Genomic DNA, 21,669 nt, shown 5'->3' with positions numbered 1-21,669 from the left:
TTCGGCTGTCGTTGGGTTATTTCTAGAAGCGTTTTATTTCATCTTGATAGATATTATCTAAACCTTGATTTGGTTCATTTTTATATACATCGTAGCTGTTTTGTGACCTGTCGCTCGGTTCAATACCTTTCTTAATAGCTTTTTCGTACTCAACGATCCACTCATGCTTTAACTCAAAACTTTGCAGCCAGTCTAAAAGAACGTCAAGTTTTGCGGCAGCAGAATCTTGATAATTTTGTTTAAAAAATTCTATCCCTTCTTCATATTCGGACAAGTAAAGCTTGCTCAAAAAAATAAATTCCGTTAATTCATTATTGACTGCTTCCTGTTCATATTTTGTAAATGCATCTTCAGAAGAAATTTCTGACCATTCTTGCGTAGTTCGGTGCGCATTTTTCGTCAATAGTTTCTGTGCTTGCTGGATCGCCATTTCCTTCATAGCAGGAGTTTTTAAGTTTTCTTCCAAGCTTTCTTCCAACCATATTTTAGATGTATCAACATCGTTTTCATTGTCCAAATATAAAGAAATTGCGTTAACGATCGATTCGGATGTAATCCCCTGTGCAAAAAAACGCTGAACTACCAATTCATAAAAAGCAGTCTGGTTGATTCCAATTGAGGCAAATGGATCGTCTGTATTAAATAAATATACTTCACAAGCATGGCACATTAACTCATATAGTTTTTTTAACAACTCTGTTGCTTCGCGCCCATTTTTATCGTTAACTGGGATAGTTTGAATTTGCTTAACATAACGCTTAACAATAAAACGCCATTTAGAACGTTCCCTTTTAACAATGTGCCTGTTAGGACGATAAAGAAAATAATCTTGTTGCTCAGCATGATCAATAAATTTTTCGATCTCAGCTTTAAAAGCTGGAAAATCAGTGACAGTATTTTGCGCTTTCTTTGCTGTTTTTCTCGCCTGCAAAGTTCCTGGCAAGTCCGTGATCAATTGATCGATGTCCTTTTCCTCTCGGATTTTCTTAGGAATTTTTTTATACAACTCCTTGACCAAAGTTCTTAGTTCGCCATTATCGTACTTCTTAGTTAACTCTTTTAATTCCGAAGCCTTCATACTTATCACCTTTATTAATTGTCTTTTTAATCGATAGATTGTAAAATTTAAGTTGAACATATTAGTGGACAGAAAAACCCATAAAGGTCTTTAATGGTGTCACCACAACATTCCATTAGAAAGAAGGACCTTTATGGGCACCACTATTTTATCATTTGAAGACCGCGTTGTCATCGAAACACTTCATCATGAAAAGCACTCACTTCAATATATTGCCGATTATTTAGGCTTTAGTAAAACCACTATCTTTAATGAGGTTCATCGCTTAGCTGGTGAGTATCACGCAGTTAAGGCTCAAACTGACCATGAAGTTAAACTTAGTCATCGTGGTCGTAAAACCATCTTAACGACTAACCTAAAGCGATTGATTGAAGAAAAAATCAAGATCCAAAAATGGTCAATTGAACAAGTGGCTCATGTAGTTAGAATTGCCTACAAAACCATCTATAACTGGATTGATCAGGGACTACTGGATATTAATGTGACTGATTTACCTGACCATGGTATTCGTCGCAAACGAGCTAAAGAAACCCGTGGTACTTTTAGTCATGGACGTTCCATCGAAGATCGTCCAGCTGAAATTTCTGATCGTAATACTTCAGGTCACTTCGAAGCTGATACAGTTTTATCTGGAAAACGTAAAGGTCAAGCAGTAGCTACGTTTGTCGAGCGTAAGAGTCGGCTTACCATCGTTAAACGGCTTAATGGACGAGATAGTACTTCAATGACCAAGGCTATTTTAGAATTGGCTAACCAGTTAGGAGATAATCTCAAGACCCTTACTGTTGACCATGGGAAAGAATTCGCCAACTACAATTTGATTGAAGAACAGGCCGGTGTTCCGCTGTACTTTGCGCACGCTTATTCGCCACATGAACGAGGCAGTAATGAAAATCGCAACCGAGTACTACGCCGCTTCATTCCCAAAGGTCAACCGATTGATGAGATTACCGATGATGAATTGATTCAAATTAACTGGTATTTGAATTCCCGACCACTCAAATGTTTAAATTGGCGAACACCGATTGAGATCTTTTTGCGTAATCTGCGTTACTAAATTTGTTCAAGTTATTTCTTGCAATCTGCCAAGTTCACACATCTATCTTCTAAAAGTTCATAACAAGTCTTAAACAAATTAAATAGCGGTTCATAATACTTATGAGTGGTAATCACAGGCTGCTCGTCATCTGTAATCAAAGCATTTGCTCGTATATGTTTTTCTTTTAAACCAGCGATCCCGATGCAATATAAGGAAACTGAGTCATTTTTAAAAAGTTCATCATGTAAAACTTGACTATTATAAACAAGTAAGTCACCTTTCATTGCCGGAAAATATTGCTCGCCAATAAATACATTTCCTTTTCCTGAGGTGAGCAAAATTAATTCAACTATATCCGCATGAGAATGCATAGTTCTTGGATATCCGCTGTCCTGGACATCAACTTTACTCATATATACTATATGAGGTTGATTTTTTGGTAACTTATCTTCTGGTATAAATAATTGCTTCATTGCCTATCTCCTTTTGCCTCTTTACACTACTTCAAGATAATTTTTTAAAGCTGTAAGAAAAATACCTTATTACAGGTCCTTAAAAGCATTTTTATCCTATATCAAAGAAGAGTGTTTCACGTGAAACACTCTTCTTTACTTAGTACTTTTCGTGCTTATTTTCATTGCCGTTAACTAAACTGCGGAAATCAAGATAACCATTATCCAGGCCGCGTAAAATCACTTCTGCTGTCCCAAAATTAGTAGCTAATGGAATATTGTACACATCTGAGAGCCTGATCAACGCATTAACGTCTGGCTCATGCGGCTGAGCTGTCAATGGATCACGCAAAAAGATAACAGCATCGATTTTGTTTTGTGCGATCAATGCTCCCACCTCTTGGTCACCGCCTAAAGGACCGGAGTTAAAGCACTTTACATCCAATCCCGTGGCTTCAGCAACAATTTTTCCTGTATGTCCGGTGGCAAATAACTCATGCTTCTCTAATATTTTCTGATAAGCCAAAGATAGCTTCTTCATATCGGGCTTCTTTTTATCATGTGCGATCAATGCAATTTTCATTAAACATCCTGCCCTTCTATTTTTAACATATCCACATTTTAAACTATTTCTCTATAAACTAAAACCATCTTACTTTTTGACCATCTCAAGGATAACACTTCCTATATTTTCATAAATTAAGTAAATATATTTCATATTTTATGATATTTAATTTGTAAAAATTCCTATATCAAAGTGGATTTAAGTAAAAATAAAGTAAAATTAATATTGACTTTTACTAAATAAAAAATATAATTAAGATGTTAGATGAAAACGCATTCGAGGCTTTAGGGGTTGTTGCTTAAAAGAATACATTTTTTAAGTCCCTAAAGGAGGGTTTTACTATTATGAGTACTGGTATTCAAAAGAAAATGGAAAAGTTCAAGCCATTATTCGAAAAAATTGCTTCCAATCAATACATTGCCGCAATTCGTGATGGGTTTATTGCAGCAATGCCAATTATTTTATTCTCAAGTATTTTCTTAATGATCGCCTATGTTCCTAATGCATGGGGATTTTACTGGTCAGACAAAGTTACCAACAGTTTGCTTATCGCATACAATTACTCAATGGGGCTTTTAGCTTTGTTCGTTACTGGAACAACTGCCAAAAATCTGACAGATTCAAAAAATTTGAGTTTGCCGAAAACTAATCAAGTCAATCCAATCTCTGTCATTATGGCAGCGGAAATTTCATTTATTATTCTTGCGATCGTTCCATTGAAAAATGGCGTTGACTTGACATACATGGGTACACAAGGCTTGATTGCCGCTTATATCGTTGGTCTGATCACACCCAATATCTATTACGTATGTATCAAAAATAATGTCACCATTAAATTACCGCCACAAGTACCGCAAAACATTGCTCAAACTTTCAAAGATGTCATTCCTATGGCATCGACAGTCACTATCTTTTGGGCCGTTGATTTAGCCTTCAAAGAATTGACCGGTGTTAACTTACCTAAATTTATCATTCAGCTCTTATCGCCACTCTTTAGTGCAAGTGAAACATATCTTGGTTTGTCGATCATTGCCGGAGCTATGGCCTTCTTCTGGTTCTGTGGTGTCCAGGGCCCATCGATCGTTCAGCCTGCTGTTGTTCCGATCATGATCGCTAACACCGCAGCCAACTTGCAGATGTATCAAGCAGGTCACCAAGCCTCACACGTTTTAGCCATGAATACTATGGATTACGTTATGAACTTTGGTGGGACAGGTTCGACTTTGGTTTTAGCATACATTTTTATGTTCTTTGCCAAATCAAAACAGTTGAAAGCTGTCGGTTCAGCATCATTTATCCCGGGAACTTTCTCAGTTAATGAGCCTATTTTGTTCGGGACCCCGATCATTATGAATCCAATGTTCTTCTTCCCATTCATTTTGACACCGATCGTGAACGTCTGCATGTTCAAGTTCTTCGTTGATGTTTTGGGGATGAACTCGATCATGTACACAATGCCATGGACTCTGCCCGGCTTTATCGGTATTCCTGTTTCAACCGGTTTTGCCCCACTTTCATTCGTTTATGTTGCTTTGATCATCGTCTTAGATATCTTAGTTTACTGGCCATTTTTCAGAGCCTATGATAAATCCTTGTTGGCTGAAGAGGTCGCTAAAGAAGAAAACGTCGAAACAACTGAAGAAAATGGTGGCATAGTGATCGCTGCTTCTGCAGACCATGAGCTGCAAACTGCTGACAATCAAGCTATCCCAGAAAACAGTACAGTTCTCGTCTTATGTGCAGGTGGAGGTACCAGCGGAATTTTAGCTAATGCTTTGAACAAATTAGCGACCGAAAGAGGCCTGAGTTTGTCAGCCGCTGCCCGAGCTTATGGCCAGGATATGGATCTGATCCAAGACATGGACTTAGTGATCTTAGCTCCACAAATGGACAGTATGAAGAACAATTTAAAGAAGATCACTGACAAATATGGAGTAAAAATGGTGTCTACAAGTGGTAAGCAATACGTTGAACTGACACGCGACGGCGATAAAGCATTGGCCTTCGTTTCAGAGCAGCTTTCCAATAACTAAAAGTTAAAAATAGCTGGGACAAAGAGAAAATGAGAGGAGAAATTATCATGAAATTTCCAACAGACTTTTATTTTGGCGGTGCAACTGCCGCTTTTCAAACCGAAGGAGCAGTCAAAGAAGGCAACAAAGGTGAAGTTTTGTGGGAACCTTATTTGAAAAAACAAGGTCGTTTTGATCCAGAACCCGCCTGTGATTTTTTCCATCGCTATCCAGAAGATTTAAAGCTATCCGCTGACTTTGGTCTCAACTCGATCCGCATTTCAATTGCCTGGACACGGATCTTTCCAACCGGCAGTGGCAAGCCTGAACAAGCAGGTATTGCTTATTACCATCACATGTTCGCCGAATGCCGTAAAAATGGGATCGAACCTTTTGTGACCTTACATCACTTCGACACACCAGAAACTCTGCACCAAACAGGTGACTGGTTAAACGAAGAAAACATTACTAAATTCGTGGATTACGCTAAATTCTGCTTCCAAGAATTTAGCGAGATCAATTACTGGATCACGATCAATGAACCAACTTCAATGGCTGTGCAGCAATATACCACAGGGACCTTCCCTCCCGGTGAAAAGTACAATTTCCACAAAACATTCCAAGCTGAGCACAATTTAAACCTGGCTCATGCCCGAGTTGTGAATGCTTTTAGAGAATTAAACATTAACGGACAAATCGGAGTCGTGCATGCTTTACAAACAGTTTATCCATTTGATCCAACAAATAAAGGTGATCAACATGCAGCAAAGCTGCAGGATGTCTTAGATAACCGACTGTTCTTAGACGGAACTTTGGGCGGCGAGTACAGTCAAGAAACATTGGACTTGATGAATGAGATCTTAGCTGCTAACCAGCAGGAACAAATTAAAATTACTGCCAGTGAAATAGAAGAACTTAAAAAAGCTGCGGACCAGCTGGATTTTGTTGGGGTCAACTATTACTTTAGCAAATACATGAAAGAATACCATGGCATTTCTGAAACGATCCATAATGGTACCGGTAAAAAAGGCTCATCTATTTCTCGTCTTCAAGGAGTTGGCGAATCTGGTGTTCCAGACGGGATCGAAATGACAGATTGGGACTGGCCGATCAATCCGCAAGGACTATATGATCAGCTGGATCGAATCCATACAAACTATCCTAAAGTTCAAGATATTTATATTACTGAAAATGGTCTAGGACTCAAGGAAGAAAGACCAGCTGCCGGTGAGATTTTAGATGATCAAAAACGGATCGACTATATCAGACTTCACTTGCAAGAAGTTTTACGTGCAATTAACAACGGGATCAATGTTAAAGGATATTTCGTTTGGTCTTTACAGGATATGTTCTCTTGGACAAACGGATATTCTAAACGCTATGGTTTGTTCTTTGTCGACTTTGAAACACAAGAACGCTTGCCAAAGAAGAGTGCTTACTGGTTTAAAGAACTGACTGCTAGTCATGAATTAAAGTAGGTAGTATTCGCTTTTCTAAGAACGAATCATTATTAATAAAAAAACGGTTTGGAGCACAACGAGTAGACTTCGAGCATTACTCACTTTTCGCTTCATAGCTGTTTTTGGCGCTGTGGGGTGAAAATTGGGTAAGCAGAAAGGCTGGCTTAAATAGCTCGACTAAAACACGCCAGATAAAACTTTTTAGTTAGTATTGTCCAGAATACTTTTACACTCCTTCGATTTTACTTGAAATCCTTCTCAAAAGAGGTTATATTATTAAGTATGAAAAGGAGCCGGCGAGTCGTGATCGCTAGCTCCAAACACAGTCAGGGTGACTAGAAGCTTAGCTAATCATAATAGTGATTAGCTTTTTTTATTATTGCATAGGACTTGGCAATAACCATTATAAACTGTCCTGCCGCAATAATAATCAACGCTAGTTTAATGACTCAACCCCCAGTCTTTTCCTTAGTCGCATGACCTCCACCTCCATAGTCAGGATCGTTGAGGGGGTACGCCACGCTGCCTGCTAAGCTGGAACATTGAGAGCTACTCAATATTTCGAACCGTAGTTCTATTACATGTTGCTTTTTGCTTAAAAACAATCGCTTTCATATTGTGCATTAAACATTTTTAAATGCAATTTTTCTTTTAAATATTAGCCTGACTTTGCTTGATATACTCTTCAAGATGATTATGGAAGTTCAAAGATCCGCATTGATAGTTCACTTAAAAAATCAGGGTATTCAGTCTTTATTCCGCTTTCTCCACCCTGTTATAAAGGAGGCCACGCCAGTGAGTTTAAAAGATATCGCATTACAAGCAGGTGTTTCGATCACCACCGTATCACGCATTCTAAATCAAGATAGTTCTTTATCTGTTGCAGATGAGACTCGCCAACGAGTTGAAAAAATCGCGAATGAGATGAATTACAAACCAAATAAAAAAAAGCCCAGGTCAGCTACTATCGGGATCGTAACATGGTTCACCGAAGAACAAGAAAAAAATGATCCCTACTACCTAACATTGCGTTTGTCAGCCGAAAAAGAATTAAAAAAACAGGGCTATAAATCCGTCTCAATCTTTGGCGATTCACCTTGGACTAATGTCAGACGTTGTATGGGAGTGATAGCCATCGGTCGTTTCAGTACTGCCCAACAGCTTCGACTTAAGGCATTGAATCCATCCCTAGTGATCATTGGTGATAATTCTCTAGAAAATGATATCAGCTGCGTAACCAGTGATAACGAAGTTGGAGTCAAGCGTGTGTTACAGGATTTTATTGACCACAGTCGTGAAAACATTGGCATCCTAATTGCAGAAGGACGCACTAGTGATGATTTGGAAAAAATCTATGACCGACGTTTAGTAGATTACCGTCATTACCTACGCTCTAAGCATCTATATCGCGCCGAAAATGTCTTTTCTATCGCTGAAGTTTCTAGAAAAGCTGGTTATAATGGGATTCAAACCGCCTACCGCAAACTAGGCAAAGATTTTCCCAATGCTCTTTTTGTAACCAGTGATATTTTGGCATTAGGAGCCCTAGATTTCTTCACAGAAAATGAAATCAAGGTACCACAACAAGTATCCGTAGTTAGTTTTAACGATTCACAACTTGCTGAAACAGCGAAACCGTCTTTAACATCTGTCAAAGTTGATTTACCACTGATGGCAAAACGCGGAGTTGAGATGCTACTGCAAATTATCACTGCTGACGCTGATGTTGCCGAAAGAACGATCATCGGGACTTCGATCAGTTTCCGTGAGAGCAGTGACTGATTCGCTAGCTAGGAATAGATACTGTAAATCTTTAGCAGCAATTAAATTTATAGATAATAAATACCGGCCCCCTCATTTAGCAGGCCGGTATTTTTTTATTTCTGGGTAATACTTAAATAACCTGACACCTTGCGTTCTGTAGATTCTTGTCAAACTACATTATACGCCGCTTCGTTATGGGTCAGTTTTTATTTACCCTAGTGTTTTACTTGAATTTTAAAATCAAGAGCAAAAAAACAGTATATTCACAATTATTAGGCGAATATACTGCTTTATTATACTTATTCTTCTACTGAATCGTCTTCATGTAACTTACTCATCACAAACTCAATTGCTTCTTTTGGAGCACGAGTTAGATCAATGTATTGCTTACCTTGTGTTTTGATCAACTTGATCCCATATTTATCGGTATCTTTCTTAATATCGTCGTAATATGTCTTGACCTGTGGAGCTAACACAACAACATCAAAATTAGGTAAGATATCGTAATGAGAGCCATAAGCGCCTGCTCTGGCAGTTAAATTAACATTATATTCTTCTGCACCTTCTTTAAGCGCATTAGCAAGTAATTCACTCGTTCCGGCACCGGCACAAAGGACTAACACTTTAGTTGGATCGTCTGGATCATCACTGATACTTTCAATTGATTCATCTTTTGTTTCTGAAGCTTCTGTTGGTTCAACTACTTCTGATTCTGCTGCGACAGTTGCAGTACCAGCTGCTGGAACAGTCTCAACTGCTACATCACCTGCAGCTGTTTCTTCTGCTAAGTTAGCAGCTTCTTGATCACATAATTCTTTATCATAGGCACGACAGAATGGCAGATAAATTAAAACATCAACTGCCAATAATACTAGGACAAATACTAGGGATAACGGCTGGAAACCAGTAGCCAAGAATGTCCCAATTGGACCTGGAGTTGCCCATGGCAAGACGTACATAAACCCATTCATTCCTAAGAATTGAATAAATGCTTTACCGATCAAAACGTTGACAACTGGTGCCAAGACAAACGGTACGAACATGTATGGGTTCAAGATCATCGGAGCAGCGAACAGCAAAGGTTCGTTAACAGCGAACATAACCGGAATAAAGGATGCTTTACCAACAGCTCTTAACTGTTTTGAACGCATTGCGATCATGAAAATAAATGGTACGACAAAAGTAGCACCGGTACCACCAAGTTCGCCAACGAAGTTACCAAAGTTTTCTGTCAACGCATGTGAAGGATGCTCCCCGGCCTTTTGTAAAGCCAAGTTTAATGTTGTATTACCAAACAATGGAGCTTCGATAGCTGGTTTGACAACAGAAGGACCATGCACCCCAACAAACCAGAACAATGGGATCAGGAACCAGATAAAGGCCATACCTAGATATGATTCTGCACCATTGAACAGTGGTTGGAACAATTTAGCAATAACTTCAGCAAAGGGCACTTTAACAAAGAAACGTGCTAAGAAATCAATAAGAGCACAACCTAGAACTGAAAATGAATATGCGAAGATATCACGGAAGTTTGCTGCAATTGTACCAGGAACTTCTTTTGGCATACGTATCGTAATATCTTTAATAATACAAAAACGATATACATTTACTGTTAAGAAAGCAGAAACAAAGGCTGACAAAATACCATTTGTACCCATGTTAGATGTCACAAATGAACCATCTTTTTGTTGAGTAACAGCGAGTAATAAGAAACCACAGATCGAAGCGATCATAACTGACACTTCACTAATGGCCTTACCAGCGGGCATCTTATTGCGGTTCATGGAACCTGCTAAACAACGTGCAGTAGTACCTGCAACTAACATCCCAACTACACCCATCGTGTAATTGTAAATTTTATTTAACCAGTCAGATAAACCAGTCGGTAGATCCACCCCGAAAACGCTCGGCAAGGATGCACACAAGAGAAAAATACTTGAGAACAAAATAACCGGCATTGCGGCTAAGAAACCATCTTTGATAGCTTGCAAATAGATATTACGCGAAATCTTTTCAAACGTAGATTGATGCTTTTCTATTGCTTTAATAATACCATTCAAAGAACCTCACTCCTTTTAGAAAATTTTTATAATAATACACTTAATTAAAAACCGCAGCCAAAAAAATACACAAACAAGAAGATCACTTCTTGCTTTCAGTACTTTCCCGGCTGCGGTCACGCCTAATTAAATAGTAACGATCCGCCATAAGGGGATATTATTGAACAAAAACTTTTATGATCCTGAGCGGCGGCAGTCCGCCCAGGCCATAAAAATTAATACTTAGGAAGTTTAGGCATTAGCTGCCTTTCATAACATTTTGACTGTGGGCAACATGCTATGAAAGGCAGCCAATGCTGACCCTTCCACGTGTTGCTTGCTTACTTTCACTGAGTATTAGTCGAGTTGCACAAGCTAAGAACTTTTTGCTTAACTAACTTCGCCGTCATATCGTAAAATGCGACAGTATAATGCTGAAGTCCGTTAATGCCCAATTTCTCCGAGCTTGCTCCGCTTCTTTTTTTACTTCATCGTATCTGCTAATTCTTTGAACCACAACGCACTTTTCTTGATATAACGCTTTTGGGTTTCAAAATCGATAAAGAACAACCCATAACGTTTGTTATATCCATTAGCCCAAGAGAATTGATCTTGTAATGACCAGACAAAGTATCCTTGAACATCGACACCTTCGTCTCTAGCTTTTAAAATCGCCTCAATATGTTGGTCAATATAATCGATACGTTTGTCATCTTCTAAGACTTCGCCTTCTGCTGGCTTTTCTTCTTTAAGGCCTAAACCATTTTCGGTAATATAAATGGTTTTGCAATTAGGGTAATCTTGCGAAACACGTTTCAATGAATCATATAATCCTTCCGGATAAATATTCCAGTCCCAATCAGTCGTTGGAATACCTTCCTTTTTAACAGCTTCACCGACACCTTTAAACTTGAAAGAAGAGGTCCCTTTTTCACCAGTCCCATTAAAACTATTAGTGCTTTCGCCGTGGTATGCTTTGATAAACTGGTTTTGATAATAATTCATTCCAAAGAAATCATTTTGCGGTGCAGCTTCTGCTAAAATATCCAAATCGCCATCTTCGATCTCTAAATGAGCGTCATTTAAACGTAAGATCTCGTTGATCGACTCCATCGTGTCATCTGAATAATAGCCTAAGAATGTCCCATCAAGTAAGAACTTATTCATGAACGCATCCTGTAATTTAGCAGCATGCACATTTTCTGGTGCATTATCGATCGGATAAATTGGTTGGATCACATGAATCAAACCGATCCGGCCAGGCAAGCCTAACTTCTTGTACAAATTGACAACACGAGCATGGGCAACTAGCTCATTGTGTTGTGCTTGGATCCCGCTTGTTACATCAAAATGATGATTAGGTGGGAAGTTTCCTTGAATGTATTGTGAATATGCCAAAGAAATCAACTCGTTGATCGTAAACCAATTCTTCACTTCTGTGAATTCTTTAAAACAAAATTCAGCATAGTCCACAAAGTAATCAATATTTTTACGATTTAACCAGTCACCATCTTCAAATAATGTTTGCGGACTGTCAAAATGGTGCAAACTGACGTACGGCTCTAATCCTCGATCTAAGCATTCCTTAAACAAACGATGATAATAAGCAACACCTTCTTGGTTCGGTTCACCATACCCCTTAGGAAAGATTCGCGTCCAAGCAATCGAAACACGAATAGAATTCAAACCATATTTCTTGGAAAGAGCAATATCTTCTGGATAACGATTATAAAAATCACTGGCTGGATCAGGCGAAAAACGACCTTGAGCCTTCAAGTAATCATCCCACATCGTTTTACCTTTACCTGCAACTTTAGTACTGCCCTCTACCTGATAAGCGGCAGTTGCGCCACCCCAAACAAAGCCATTTGGTAAACTTTTTACTCTATTTAATAAGCTCATAAATTAAAGACCTGCCTTATCTAAGCGTTCTTCGATCTTAGCGATCCTTTCGTATTCGTTGATAAAGTATTCAACTTGATCTTTCAACATCATTGTTGTCATTAAAGTATCCTGACCATGAACCATGATAAATGTAACGTCCATATCAGCACCGCCGGCCTCTTTTGTCAGTAAACCAGTTTGTTCATTATGTGCTTCAACGATGTTTTTGTTTGCAGACTCGACTAGTTCGCGTGCTTTAGCAAAGTTTCCATTACGTGCCTGATTTAAAGCTTCGATCAAGTCTGATTTTGCATCACCAGCGTAAGCAACAATTGCAAAGCCTACCATTGAAATATCATTTTTTGTAGCCATTAGTAATTCCTCCCATTAACCTTCTCATTAAATAGTTCGTCGTCAGTAATTAGTTTCACTAGACTTCAAACCGCTTTCATTGTCTTTCTCATTAATGATCCTTTGAATGTGAATCAATAAATACAACTCTTCATTTATACCTAAATCAGCATCTAATTCACTGCAAATCGCTTCATAGATCTCGTGAGCTATTTTATAGGAATGTGGATATGAGGTTTTCATTTCTTCTTCTATCTTCACTATCGCACGCTCATTGCTTGGCTGATGTTGTGATAATCGTTCTGCCAAATAACCGAGATGAATCATCAATCTGTCATAAAAATTCTGATTAGAGCCATTTCTAAGTACCATATTTTTCTGCAAGATACTTTGTACCAGATCATTCAGATCTGAAGTGATCTGCGACGTCTCATTTCCTGCCGAAACATCTTCGCCCTCACTACGGCCGTTGATAAAGTGCAGCGCGATACTCTTGATCTCATCTTTAGGAAAGTAGACTTTTAAATTCGCGTTAATGATTTTTAAACCATCAGCAGCAATATGGTATTCAGTGGGGTATTGTTCTTGCATATCAGGAACCGGAGTACGTTGATAGGTATTATTTTGCAAATGCTTATACATTCCATTAATATGATCAGCTAAAGTAACATACACAAAATCAGCTAAATTATAATGATATTTGCTTTTAGCATTATCAACTATTTCGTATGTTGTTGTTACAATATTGATCGGAATATCCTTCAACAAGAATGCCAAGTTTTGCTGAGATTCCTTAGTTGCCAAATACATTACTTTTTCGATCCGCTCATTATCAAGTTGGTCACCCTTTCTTTTTTGATAAGCGACCCCTCGACCTTTGACCAGCGCTTGGCGACCTTTTCCTAAATCTACGATTGCACAATTATTATTTAAAACTTGGACGATTCCTAGCAAGAAAATACCCCCTTTCATACATTTGGACAAAAAAAGGCCACAAGAGCAGTTGACAGTTCTATATGAACTGACCCCCATCTCCTATGGTCATGCCTAATTTAATAGTAACAATCCATTTAATATCCACGTCTTAGTATAAACTAAACCAAACAGTTTGTAAACGTTTTTTCTAAATAAATGTTTATTTATTAACAACTTTAAACAATATAAAACAAAAATTCTATGACGAGCGTGATAACTCCTTCTGCAACAAATCTACAATACTCTGTTCATCATCTGACAATATCTTATTTTTACGATATGCAGTTGACATATAAAAAGTAGGCTGATCATCATCTAATAGGGTCAATGAATGTACTTGATCCGTTTTGGAAATAGCTGATTCTGTCAAAAAACCAATGCCGACGTTTTCGGCCACTAATGACTTCAAAATATGAATATCAGTCGTCGGATAAACAATGTGCGGTCGATAATGCGCATGGTGACTGACCTGCTTTAATGCCTTACCATGCACAAAGCCTTTGTCCAAAACTATAAAATTCTCATTTTTCAATTCGCTAAAATTGATTTCATCCTTTTGTGCTAAAGGATTGTTTTTAGAAACAATGATCTTAAATTTCGACTCGTCAAACAGCTCGACCTTTAAAACATCATCAATAACAGGAGACAGCGAGCTCAGTAAGGCTATATCTAAATCTCCTTTTTCTAAACGCAGGCGTAAATCAGCAGATCCAGCTTCGACAGTTTCGATCTTGTTGATCAATTTACTGCGAAATAAATCTGGCGATATCTTAGGAAAATAATAATTACCAATTATTGGCGGTAAACCCAATCTGACTTTACCAGATGTCATTTAAGCCAATTCTTTTTTGGCTATTCCTAATTCAGTCAACATATTTTGTGCATGGATCAATAATTGTGAACCTTGCCTAGTAGGTTCCAATCTTTGATGCGAATGATCACGAATAAATAACCTAGCACCAAATTCGTTTTCTAACCGTTTGATCGCCAAAGTAATGGTTGGTTGTGAAACGTTCTTTTCCATAGCGGCCTTAGAAAAATTTTTTTCATCAAAAACTGCTACAAAATATTCTAGATCTTTCACATTCATTTTAGCCCCTCCATATCAGCTTTTTTCTGCTGCCTATTAACATTTTTTATAAGTAACTTAAGATTTGACTATAATTTTAACACACTACTATACTAAGAATCGTTCAAAAGGTTGAGAACAACAAATTAACCTTTTAAGTTTTAACAAATAGGAGCTAATTTTTAGTCAACTTAGGTTACTGAGTCAAGTTGGGTGTTTCGCTTTGTTTTTATAGTTGAGCTGCGCAACTCAGAAGATTCCGCTTATCACACCTCAAGCTCACAGCGCTGAGACCCGCGCTATAAGCCTGATGTCAGATAATGCTCATCCTCTAAACAAGTTGTTCCACTCTGTTTTCATAGTCGAGTTGCGTGAACCAGAAAGCTCCGCCTATCTCACTCTAACCTTCAATGCTAAAAACGCATTAAAGGTTAGACTATGATAGTGCTCACTTTCTCCCTGTTCACTCCACTCTGTTTTCATAGTCGAGCTGCGTGAACCAGAAAGCTCCGCCTATCTCACTCTAACCTTCAATGCTAAAAACGCATTAAAGGTTAGACTATGATAGTGCTCACTTTCTCCCTGTTCACTCCACTCTGTTTTCATAGTCGAGCTGCGTGAACCAGAAAGCTCCGCCTATCTCACTCCAACCTTCAATGCTAAAGACGCATTAAAGGTTAGACTATGATAGTGCTCACTTTCTCCCTGTTCACTCCACTCTGTTTTATAATAGGAGGTTTTATCATGGAAAATGCACAAAATATTTTAAACGATCCCTTCAAAAACAAGGGCACCGCATTTACTAACGAAGAGAGAGAAAAATATGGTTTAATAGGCACTCTTCCTCCTCGTGTTCAAACTTTAGCTGAACAAGAAAAACAGGCTTATAACCAATTTAAGAGCAAGGATTCCGCCCTCGAACAACGACTGTTTTTAATGAATATTTTCAATACTAATCGGACTCTTTTCTATTCTTTAATGGGTAAACACATTACTGAATTTATGCCCGTTGTTTACGACCCAACAATAGCTGATTCTATCGAACAATATGGACAATTATTCGTGGATCCGCAATATGCTGCCTTTTTGTCGATCGATGATCCTGATCATGTGAAAGATGCCCTGGCAAATGCTGCCGGCGACCGCGACATTCGTTTGATAGTTGTCACAGACTCACAAGGTATCCTTGGCATTGGCGACTGGGGCGTTAACGGTGTAGACATCGCTGTTGGTAAATTGATGGTTTATACTGCTGCTGCAGGTGTTGATCCTTCTCAAGTACTGCCAGTTGTTTTAGATGTCGGAACTGATAATCAACAATTACTAGATGATCCTGAATATCTGGGCAATCGGCATTCACGAGTCCAAGGGAAAGACTATTTAGATTTTGTTGATAAGTTCGTCTCAACTTCAACTGAATTATTCCCTGAAGCTTTACTTCACTTTGAAGACTTTGGACGTGCCAATGCTTCTGTTCTCTTGGATAAATATCAAGATCAAATCTTGACTTTTAATGATGATATCCAAGGAACAGGGATCATCTCCCTAGCTGGTGTTTTAGGTGCTTTAAATATTTCCGGTGAAAAAATTACTGACCAGAAATTCTTAACATTTGGTGCTGGTACTGCCGGTGTCGGCATTGCTTCAATGCTTTATGATGAATTAGTTCGTGCCGGTTTGTCTCCAGAAGAAGCTAAAAAACATTTTTATCTCGTTGATAAACAAGGTCTATTATTCGAAGACACACCTGACTTAACAGATGGGCAAAAGAAGTTTACACGTTCACGTTCTGAATTTGACAATTCTTCTGAATTAACAGATCTTTATTCTGTTGTTAAAGCTGTTCATCCGACAGTTATGATCGGTACTTCCACACAACCAGGTGCATTTACTAAAGAAGTTGTTCAGGAAATGGCACAACATACAGAGCGTCCAATTATTTTCCCATTGTCCAACCCAACCAAACTTGCAGAAGCTAAAGCACAAGATCTGATCGAATGGACACAAGGAAGGGCCTTGGTTGCTACAGGGATCCCAGCAGGTTTTGTAGAATATAATGGAGTCAGCTATGAGATCGGCCAAGCTAATAATGCCCTCGTTTATCCTGGTGTCGGCTTTGGCGCCATTGCTGTTGGTTCTAAGATCATTAATGAAAAAATGCTTGCTAAAGCCAGCCATGCTTTAGGCGGTATCGTTGATACAACTAAAGCAGGGGCTGCCGTATTACCGCCAGTTTCTAAATTAGAAGAATTCTCAACAACCGTTGCAGAGGTTGTTGCACAAAGCGCCATTGACCAAGGATTAGCTAAAGACGGTATCACTGATGCTAAAAAAGCTGTTCGTGCTACCAAGTGGACACCAAAATACTAAAATCATAAAATCTAAAAAAAGAAGGTAAGCAGATAATGTCTGTATTTCTAACGTCTGTTTCCAGCGTTGTCGTGATCGTTTTGATCATGGCCTTGGGATATTTACTAAAAAAATATAATTGGGTCGGTGATTCATTTGGAAGTGAAATCTCTTCAATAATTACCAAGATCGCTTTACCGGCTTCAATTTTTACCGCAGTTATGAAAAATTTGACTAGGTCAAGTCTGATCAGTCTCTCAACGGAATTAGTTTTCCCGGTTTTGGGTGTTGTGATCGGCTATGTTATAGCTTGGATAATGGTCAAAGTCTTCAAGATCAAACGTGGTCGCCGCGGGATCTTCATCAATGCCTTTGTTAACGCCAATACCATCTTTATCGGAATGCCTTTAAATATGGCTCTCTTTGGTGATAAGGCGATGTCATATTTTTTGATCTACTATATCGTTAATACAGTTTCAACCTGGGCATTCGGCGTATTCTTGATTCAAAATGATGACCCAACGGTCGATAAATCTGCTCAAAAAAAGCACAATAAGATCAACTGGAAAAAAATCTTGCCAATGCCGCTTGTCGGTTTTATAGTGGCCATCGTTTGGATGCTGTTAAGCATTCCAGTTCCAAACTTTTTGGGTTAAACTCTAAATTATGTTGGTTCACTGGTTACTCCACTTTCCCTAATTTATATCGGGATCGTCTTGTATAACGCTGGTTTAAAAAACTTCCACTTCGAACGTGATTCTGTTCTAGCTTTGATCGGACGTTTCATCTTGTCACCGCTTGTCTTGATTATTTTGATCAAGATCGGTGCTTCGACCGGTTTTTCAATGCCAAGTCTGATGAGCCAAACATTGGTCGTTCAATCAGCAACACCTATGTTGGCTGTTTTGCCGATCTTAGCAAATGAAGCTCATGGCGACGTTAAATATGCAACTGATGTTGTTGTTATGAGTACTGTATTGTTCATAGTCGTTGTACCTATTTTGATGACTATTTTACAATTTATCTAATTGAGTTACACCTTATAAAAACATTATTATCAAAAAAAGACTGTTATCGTACGGACATATGATCCATACGGTAACAGTCTTTTTGGTCAGGCTATGACAAGACAAGTAAGAAGCTTCGTCTATCTAACTCCAACATCACAGAGTTATAAATCACTCGTTACTTGCTTGTTGTTACCTTAACTTTTTAATTATTTAACTTTACTTTCCCAAGATGAAGCTGTAACTGCCAGAACTTTGTTTAGATCTTCAATGTTCTTCCGGCCAGTTGTCCGCATCCATTCGCGTCCGGCTTCCTCGCCATCTTTAGCAAATGGTTCGATCGAATGACGCCAGGTAGCACGGCCACAGAGAACCCCGTTGAAAGATGAGCCTGCTTCATGAGCAAACATCAAAGTTTCTTGGAAGAGTTCAGCAGAAACACCGGCACTCAAGAAGATAAATGGCACACCTGCAGTTGCCTGGTCTTGTTCTTTGAAGAAGTCCAAAGCCTGCTCTTTAGTGAAGATAACTTCATTATCACCATTGTAACCTGCAACATAATCCATGTTGACCGGAACTTCGACTTTCAAAACGTCGACATTGTAACGGCTCTTAGCAAATTCTTCAACCATTGCGTTGACCTTGTGTGGTTTTACTTTTGCATATTCAGCACTCTTGGTATCATCGATGTTGGCATCATATGACATCAGTTCCAAGAAGAACGGCATATCTTCAGCCACACATTCGTCACCGATCCGTTCCACGAACGCTTGCTTCTTGCGGTTGATCTCAGCACCTTCATCAACATCATAGTACAACATGAACTTGATCGAGTCAGCGCCAGCTTCTTTCAAACGTTTAACGGACCAGTCAGCCAGCAAGTCTGGCATGCGGCCAGGAGCAGTTGTGTCATAACCTGTCTTTTCATAAGCTGTCAGCAAGCCGCAGTTAGCGTCGCGTTCTTTAGCAGCTGGCAAACCATATTCTGGATCAAGCAAGATCGCTGAAGCATATTTAGTCAATTCGGAAGAAATAGCCTTCTTAAATTCAACGATATCTTCTTCATTGGCAGGCTTGTTAGCAGCGGCAGCCAACATTTTTTTCAAAGAACCGCGTTGGTCGATTGCTAAAGCTGCGATCACACCATCTTTATTGGACATACGTTTTAAAGCTTCGATTTTATTGGACATACTGTATTGTTCTCCTCTTTATTCAGTCTTAAAGTTCAGTATCTCGGTATTTTTACTTGCCGACTAACACATTAGTCGTGATAGTAGCCTTCATTCCATAACTTCATCTCATCATCATAGAAATGAGGATTATCATGTTGAGCTGGGTTATCTTTTTCAAGATTATCGATTTTTTCGATCAACTTCTTGTTTTCTGGTGTCTCTTTATATTCTGTTTTTAAGAAGGTATTAACGATCTCTTCAGCAAGGTGTTCACCAACAACTGCACCACCAAAACCGATAACATTAGCGTTTAATTCTTCTTTAGCATACTTAGCTGTTGTCACATCATTGACTAAAGCTGCTCTGATTCCTGTATTCTTATCAGCAGCTGTTGAAATACCAACACCAGTCCCACAAAGAACAACACCAAGATCAGCTTTGCCATCGCGAACTAAGTCAGCAACTTTTAAACCATAAATTGGGTAGTGAGTTCTAGTATTGTCATAAGTTCCAACATCGATCACTTCATGGCCTAAAGACTTTATAAAATCTGAAATTTGAATTTTTGTACCTGTAACAATATGATCATTTCCTAATGCGATAATCATTGCAATTCCTCCTTGAGATAGACATTTTCTTTTTGATCAAGCCTGTTAATTTTTTAGAAGCCGTTTATTAAGATAACTTCTCTAACATGTCCAAACGGATCTGGTGACGACCGCCAGCATAATTAACACCTAAATATTCATCAACTAATGATTCAGCCTTCTTTGGCCCTACGATACCTGCACCAATTGCGATCGCCTTTGCCCCATTATGTTGTGTTGTCATATGTGAGGTGTTTTCTTCAGCAACGTTGGCTGTAACCATACCATGGATTTTATTTGAAGCCATTGCTGAACCGGCTCCAAATTCATCAAACATGATCCCACGGTCTGCCTTACCATCAAGTACAGCACGAGAAACTGCCACAGAAGAATCTACAAAGTCTGCTGCTGGTTCTTCAGTCAGATCGATCACATCATAGTCTTTACCCTTCAGATAACTCTTAATATATTCCTTTAGATCAAAGCCGCCCTTATCAGATGCCAATGCAATTTTCATGATAAAATCTCCTTTGTTTTTGGCTAAATCATCATCAACTGATTCAGCCCTTTGTTTTTACAGAGCGAGTCACTAAACTTCACTCTATTTGTTCCTTTGTTAAAATAACCTTTGTATACTGCTGATAATGTGAAACTGCTTCGTCATTCAACTCAACATTAGTAATCAAATAATCAACATCATACAAATTGTAAAACTGATAAAAATCGTCGCGATTTATTTTAAAACGATCAGCCAAAACGATCTTTGTCAGGCTATTATTGATAGCAACTGTTTGGGCACTGCCCTCCTCAGTATTTGCTGTCATCATGCTTTCATTGCGGATACCATTAACACCGACAAAAGACTTGCTAAACTTTAAATCTCCCAAGGTGTCGCTAGCCAAACCACCAATAAACGCTCCTGACCGCTCGCGAAAGTTACCACCGCCTAAAACCAAATCAACATTTTTGTTTTGCCATGATTCAAAGACCGGCAAACTATTAGTGACGACTCTCAAATCAGCAATATCATCTACGTAACGAACTATCAGCTCCTGGGTCGTGCCAGGGCCAATGTAGACCGTGTCACCCGCATTGATCATTTTTGCAGCCCGCTTAGCAATTTGTTCTTTTTGCTGAAGATGGACCTCTTTTTTTTCAATGTGAGATAACTCAGTCGCATCACTGCTAGCAACACTCTGGGCACCGCCATGTATTCTAACCAACTTGCCGCTGTCCGCTAATTCATCCAAGTCGCGACGAATCGTCATATCAGAAACTCCCAGCTCATTGATCAAATCCTTAACAGTCATGATGCCGTTTTGGTTAACCATATCAAGCAGCATCATCAGCCGTTCTCTTTTTAACATGCTAGCAGCTCCCTTTTATGGTTGTTTTTGTTTGTTAATGTTCCTTACATGTATAAATTAGCACTAAAACAGACTATAGTCAACGTTTTATGTGCATTTTTGTTTGTTTATTTTTAATAAAATAAACATTTAGCTCAATATATTTCTTTATTTACTCAAAAAGGTACTGCGAATTAACACAGTACCTTCTGCAGTCATTTACATGACCTGATTTTGTGACAAATCATGGAAAATGCATTGACCGATAATATTAACTTTCTTGTTGCTGTTCATGTTTATATTCCTCATGTGCCTTTTTATTACGTTCAATACGTCTGTAATATGACTTAGGAACACCAACTGTCTTATACAATGCGTATAGTGCAATGATCGTTGAGATCGTTTGTACCATAGGATTTGGAAATGCTGTTGCAATGATACTTGAAACGATCACGATCGCTGCCCACAAAATAAGATTAGCGCGTTTTGACAATTTACCGGTTGCTTTTTTCATGAT

At 38.7% G+C, this 21,669-nt stretch carries 19 protein-coding genes and 1 pseudogene; 6 read left to right on the top strand and 14 right to left on the bottom strand.

Annotated elements, in window-relative coordinates:
- Positions 1-22: 22 nt before the first annotated feature.
- Complete coding sequence (locus BQ5903_RS00300) at positions 23-1,078, bottom strand: hypothetical protein (protein WP_010495536.1); 1,056 nt, start codon at positions 1,076-1,078, stop codon at positions 23-25.
- 133 nt (positions 1,079-1,211) lie between these two features.
- Here BQ5903_RS00300 and BQ5903_RS00295 point away from each other — a divergent pair, with 133 nt between their 5' ends.
- Entirely contained in the window at positions 1,212-2,135 is a 924-nt protein-coding gene (locus BQ5903_RS00295) for an IS30 family transposase (protein WP_004271276.1), read from the top strand.
- A gap of 11 nt (positions 2,136-2,146) precedes the next feature.
- Here the strand turns inward: BQ5903_RS00295 and BQ5903_RS00290 are convergent, their stop codons facing one another.
- Together BQ5903_RS00290 and mgsA are read right to left on the bottom strand one after the other, a co-directional pair.
- On the bottom strand, positions 2,147-2,590 hold the full coding sequence (locus BQ5903_RS00290) for an AraC family ligand binding domain-containing protein (RefSeq protein WP_079578335.1): 444 nt from the start codon (positions 2,588-2,590) through the stop codon (positions 2,147-2,149).
- A gap of 139 nt (positions 2,591-2,729) precedes the next feature.
- Positions 2,730-3,152, bottom strand: coding sequence for a methylglyoxal synthase (gene mgsA / locus BQ5903_RS00285; protein ID WP_010495548.1), 423 nt, complete (start codon positions 3,150-3,152; stop codon positions 2,730-2,732).
- Between the two features lie 326 nt (positions 3,153-3,478).
- Between mgsA and BQ5903_RS00280 the strand changes: the two genes are divergently transcribed.
- The 3 genes from BQ5903_RS00280 (at position 3,479) to BQ5903_RS00270 (ending at position 8,388) form a co-directional block, all read left to right on the top strand.
- On the top strand, positions 3,479-5,167 hold the full coding sequence (locus BQ5903_RS00280; RefSeq protein ID WP_010495550.1) for a lactose-specific PTS transporter subunit EIIC: 1,689 nt from the start codon (positions 3,479-3,481) through the stop codon (positions 5,165-5,167).
- A gap of 41 nt (positions 5,168-5,208) precedes the next feature.
- Positions 5,209-6,624 carry a 6-phospho-beta-galactosidase gene (gene lacG, locus BQ5903_RS00275; protein WP_162097631.1) on the top strand — a complete coding sequence of 472 codons (1,416 nt, stop codon included), beginning with the start codon at positions 5,209-5,211 and terminating at the stop codon, positions 6,622-6,624.
- A gap of 777 nt (positions 6,625-7,401) precedes the next feature.
- Positions 7,402-8,388 carry a LacI family DNA-binding transcriptional regulator gene (locus BQ5903_RS00270; RefSeq protein WP_010495553.1) on the top strand — a complete coding sequence of 329 codons (987 nt, stop codon included), beginning with the start codon at positions 7,402-7,404 and terminating at the stop codon, positions 8,386-8,388.
- A gap of 281 nt (positions 8,389-8,669) precedes the next feature.
- Here the strand turns inward: BQ5903_RS00270 and BQ5903_RS00265 are convergent, their stop codons facing one another.
- The 6 genes from BQ5903_RS00265 to BQ5903_RS00240 form a co-directional block, all read right to left on the bottom strand.
- Entirely contained in the window at positions 8,670-10,433 is a 1,764-nt protein-coding gene (locus tag BQ5903_RS00265; RefSeq protein WP_010495555.1) for a PTS lactose transporter subunit IIBC, read from the bottom strand.
- A gap of 462 nt (positions 10,434-10,895) precedes the next feature.
- Positions 10,896-12,314 (bottom strand): 6-phospho-beta-galactosidase, encoded by a 1,419-nt coding sequence (gene lacG / locus BQ5903_RS00260; protein WP_079578333.1) that lies wholly within the window; start codon positions 12,312-12,314, stop codon positions 10,896-10,898.
- A 3-nt stretch (positions 12,315-12,317) separates the two neighbouring features.
- Positions 12,318-12,668 (bottom strand): PTS lactose/cellobiose transporter subunit IIA, encoded by a 351-nt coding sequence (locus BQ5903_RS00255; RefSeq protein ID WP_056971187.1) that lies wholly within the window; start codon positions 12,666-12,668, stop codon positions 12,318-12,320.
- A 42-nt stretch (positions 12,669-12,710) separates the two neighbouring features.
- A complete protein-coding gene (locus BQ5903_RS00250) occupies positions 12,711-13,601 on the bottom strand; it encodes a PRD domain-containing protein (RefSeq protein WP_079578331.1) in 891 nt (296 codons plus the stop codon).
- A 220-nt stretch (positions 13,602-13,821) separates the two neighbouring features.
- On the bottom strand, positions 13,822-14,454 hold the full coding sequence (locus BQ5903_RS00245; RefSeq protein ID WP_079578329.1) for a LysR substrate-binding domain-containing protein: 633 nt from the start codon (positions 14,452-14,454) through the stop codon (positions 13,822-13,824).
- Positions 14,455-14,712, bottom strand: a complete 258-nt coding sequence (locus BQ5903_RS00240) for a LysR family transcriptional regulator (RefSeq protein WP_079578327.1) — start codon at positions 14,710-14,712, stop codon at positions 14,455-14,457.
- A gap of 723 nt (positions 14,713-15,435) precedes the next feature.
- Here BQ5903_RS00240 and BQ5903_RS00235 point away from each other — a divergent pair.
- Positions 15,436-17,061 carry a malolactic enzyme gene (locus BQ5903_RS00235; protein WP_079578324.1) on the top strand — a complete coding sequence of 542 codons (1,626 nt, stop codon included), beginning with the start codon at positions 15,436-15,438 and terminating at the stop codon, positions 17,059-17,061.
- 35 nt (positions 17,062-17,096) lie between these two features.
- Positions 17,097-18,068: pseudogene (locus tag BQ5903_RS00230) on the top strand (AEC family transporter).
- Between the two features lie 188 nt (positions 18,069-18,256).
- Here BQ5903_RS00230 and lacD read toward each other — a convergent pair.
- From lacD to BQ5903_RS00205, 5 genes are all read right to left on the bottom strand, one after another.
- Positions 18,257-19,237, bottom strand: coding sequence for a tagatose-bisphosphate aldolase (lacD, locus tag BQ5903_RS00225; protein ID WP_010495564.1), 981 nt, complete (start codon positions 19,235-19,237; stop codon positions 18,257-18,259).
- Between the two features lie 71 nt (positions 19,238-19,308).
- Positions 19,309-19,827: a galactose-6-phosphate isomerase subunit LacB gene (gene lacB / locus BQ5903_RS00220; RefSeq protein ID WP_010495566.1), complete on the bottom strand. Its 519-nt coding sequence runs from the start codon at positions 19,825-19,827 to the stop codon at positions 19,309-19,311.
- A gap of 67 nt (positions 19,828-19,894) precedes the next feature.
- Complete coding sequence (gene lacA / locus BQ5903_RS00215) at positions 19,895-20,323, bottom strand: galactose-6-phosphate isomerase subunit LacA (RefSeq protein ID WP_010495568.1); 429 nt, start codon at positions 20,321-20,323, stop codon at positions 19,895-19,897.
- Positions 20,324-20,402: 79 nt separating this feature from the next.
- Positions 20,403-21,173 carry a DeoR/GlpR family DNA-binding transcription regulator gene (locus BQ5903_RS00210; protein WP_010495570.1) on the bottom strand — a complete coding sequence of 257 codons (771 nt, stop codon included), beginning with the start codon at positions 21,171-21,173 and terminating at the stop codon, positions 20,403-20,405.
- A 250-nt stretch (positions 21,174-21,423) separates the two neighbouring features.
- Positions 21,424-21,666: a hypothetical protein gene (locus BQ5903_RS00205; RefSeq protein WP_010495571.1), complete on the bottom strand. Its 243-nt coding sequence runs from the start codon at positions 21,664-21,666 to the stop codon at positions 21,424-21,426.
- Positions 21,667-21,669: the final 3 nt, after the last annotated feature.

Source organism: Ligilactobacillus acidipiscis (assembly GCF_900116935.1).
GTDB lineage: Bacteria > Bacillota > Bacilli > Lactobacillales > Lactobacillaceae > Ligilactobacillus > Ligilactobacillus acidipiscis.
The sequence above is the reverse complement of the archived record's forward strand: the minus strand, read 5'-3'. Positions and strand labels throughout refer to the sequence as shown.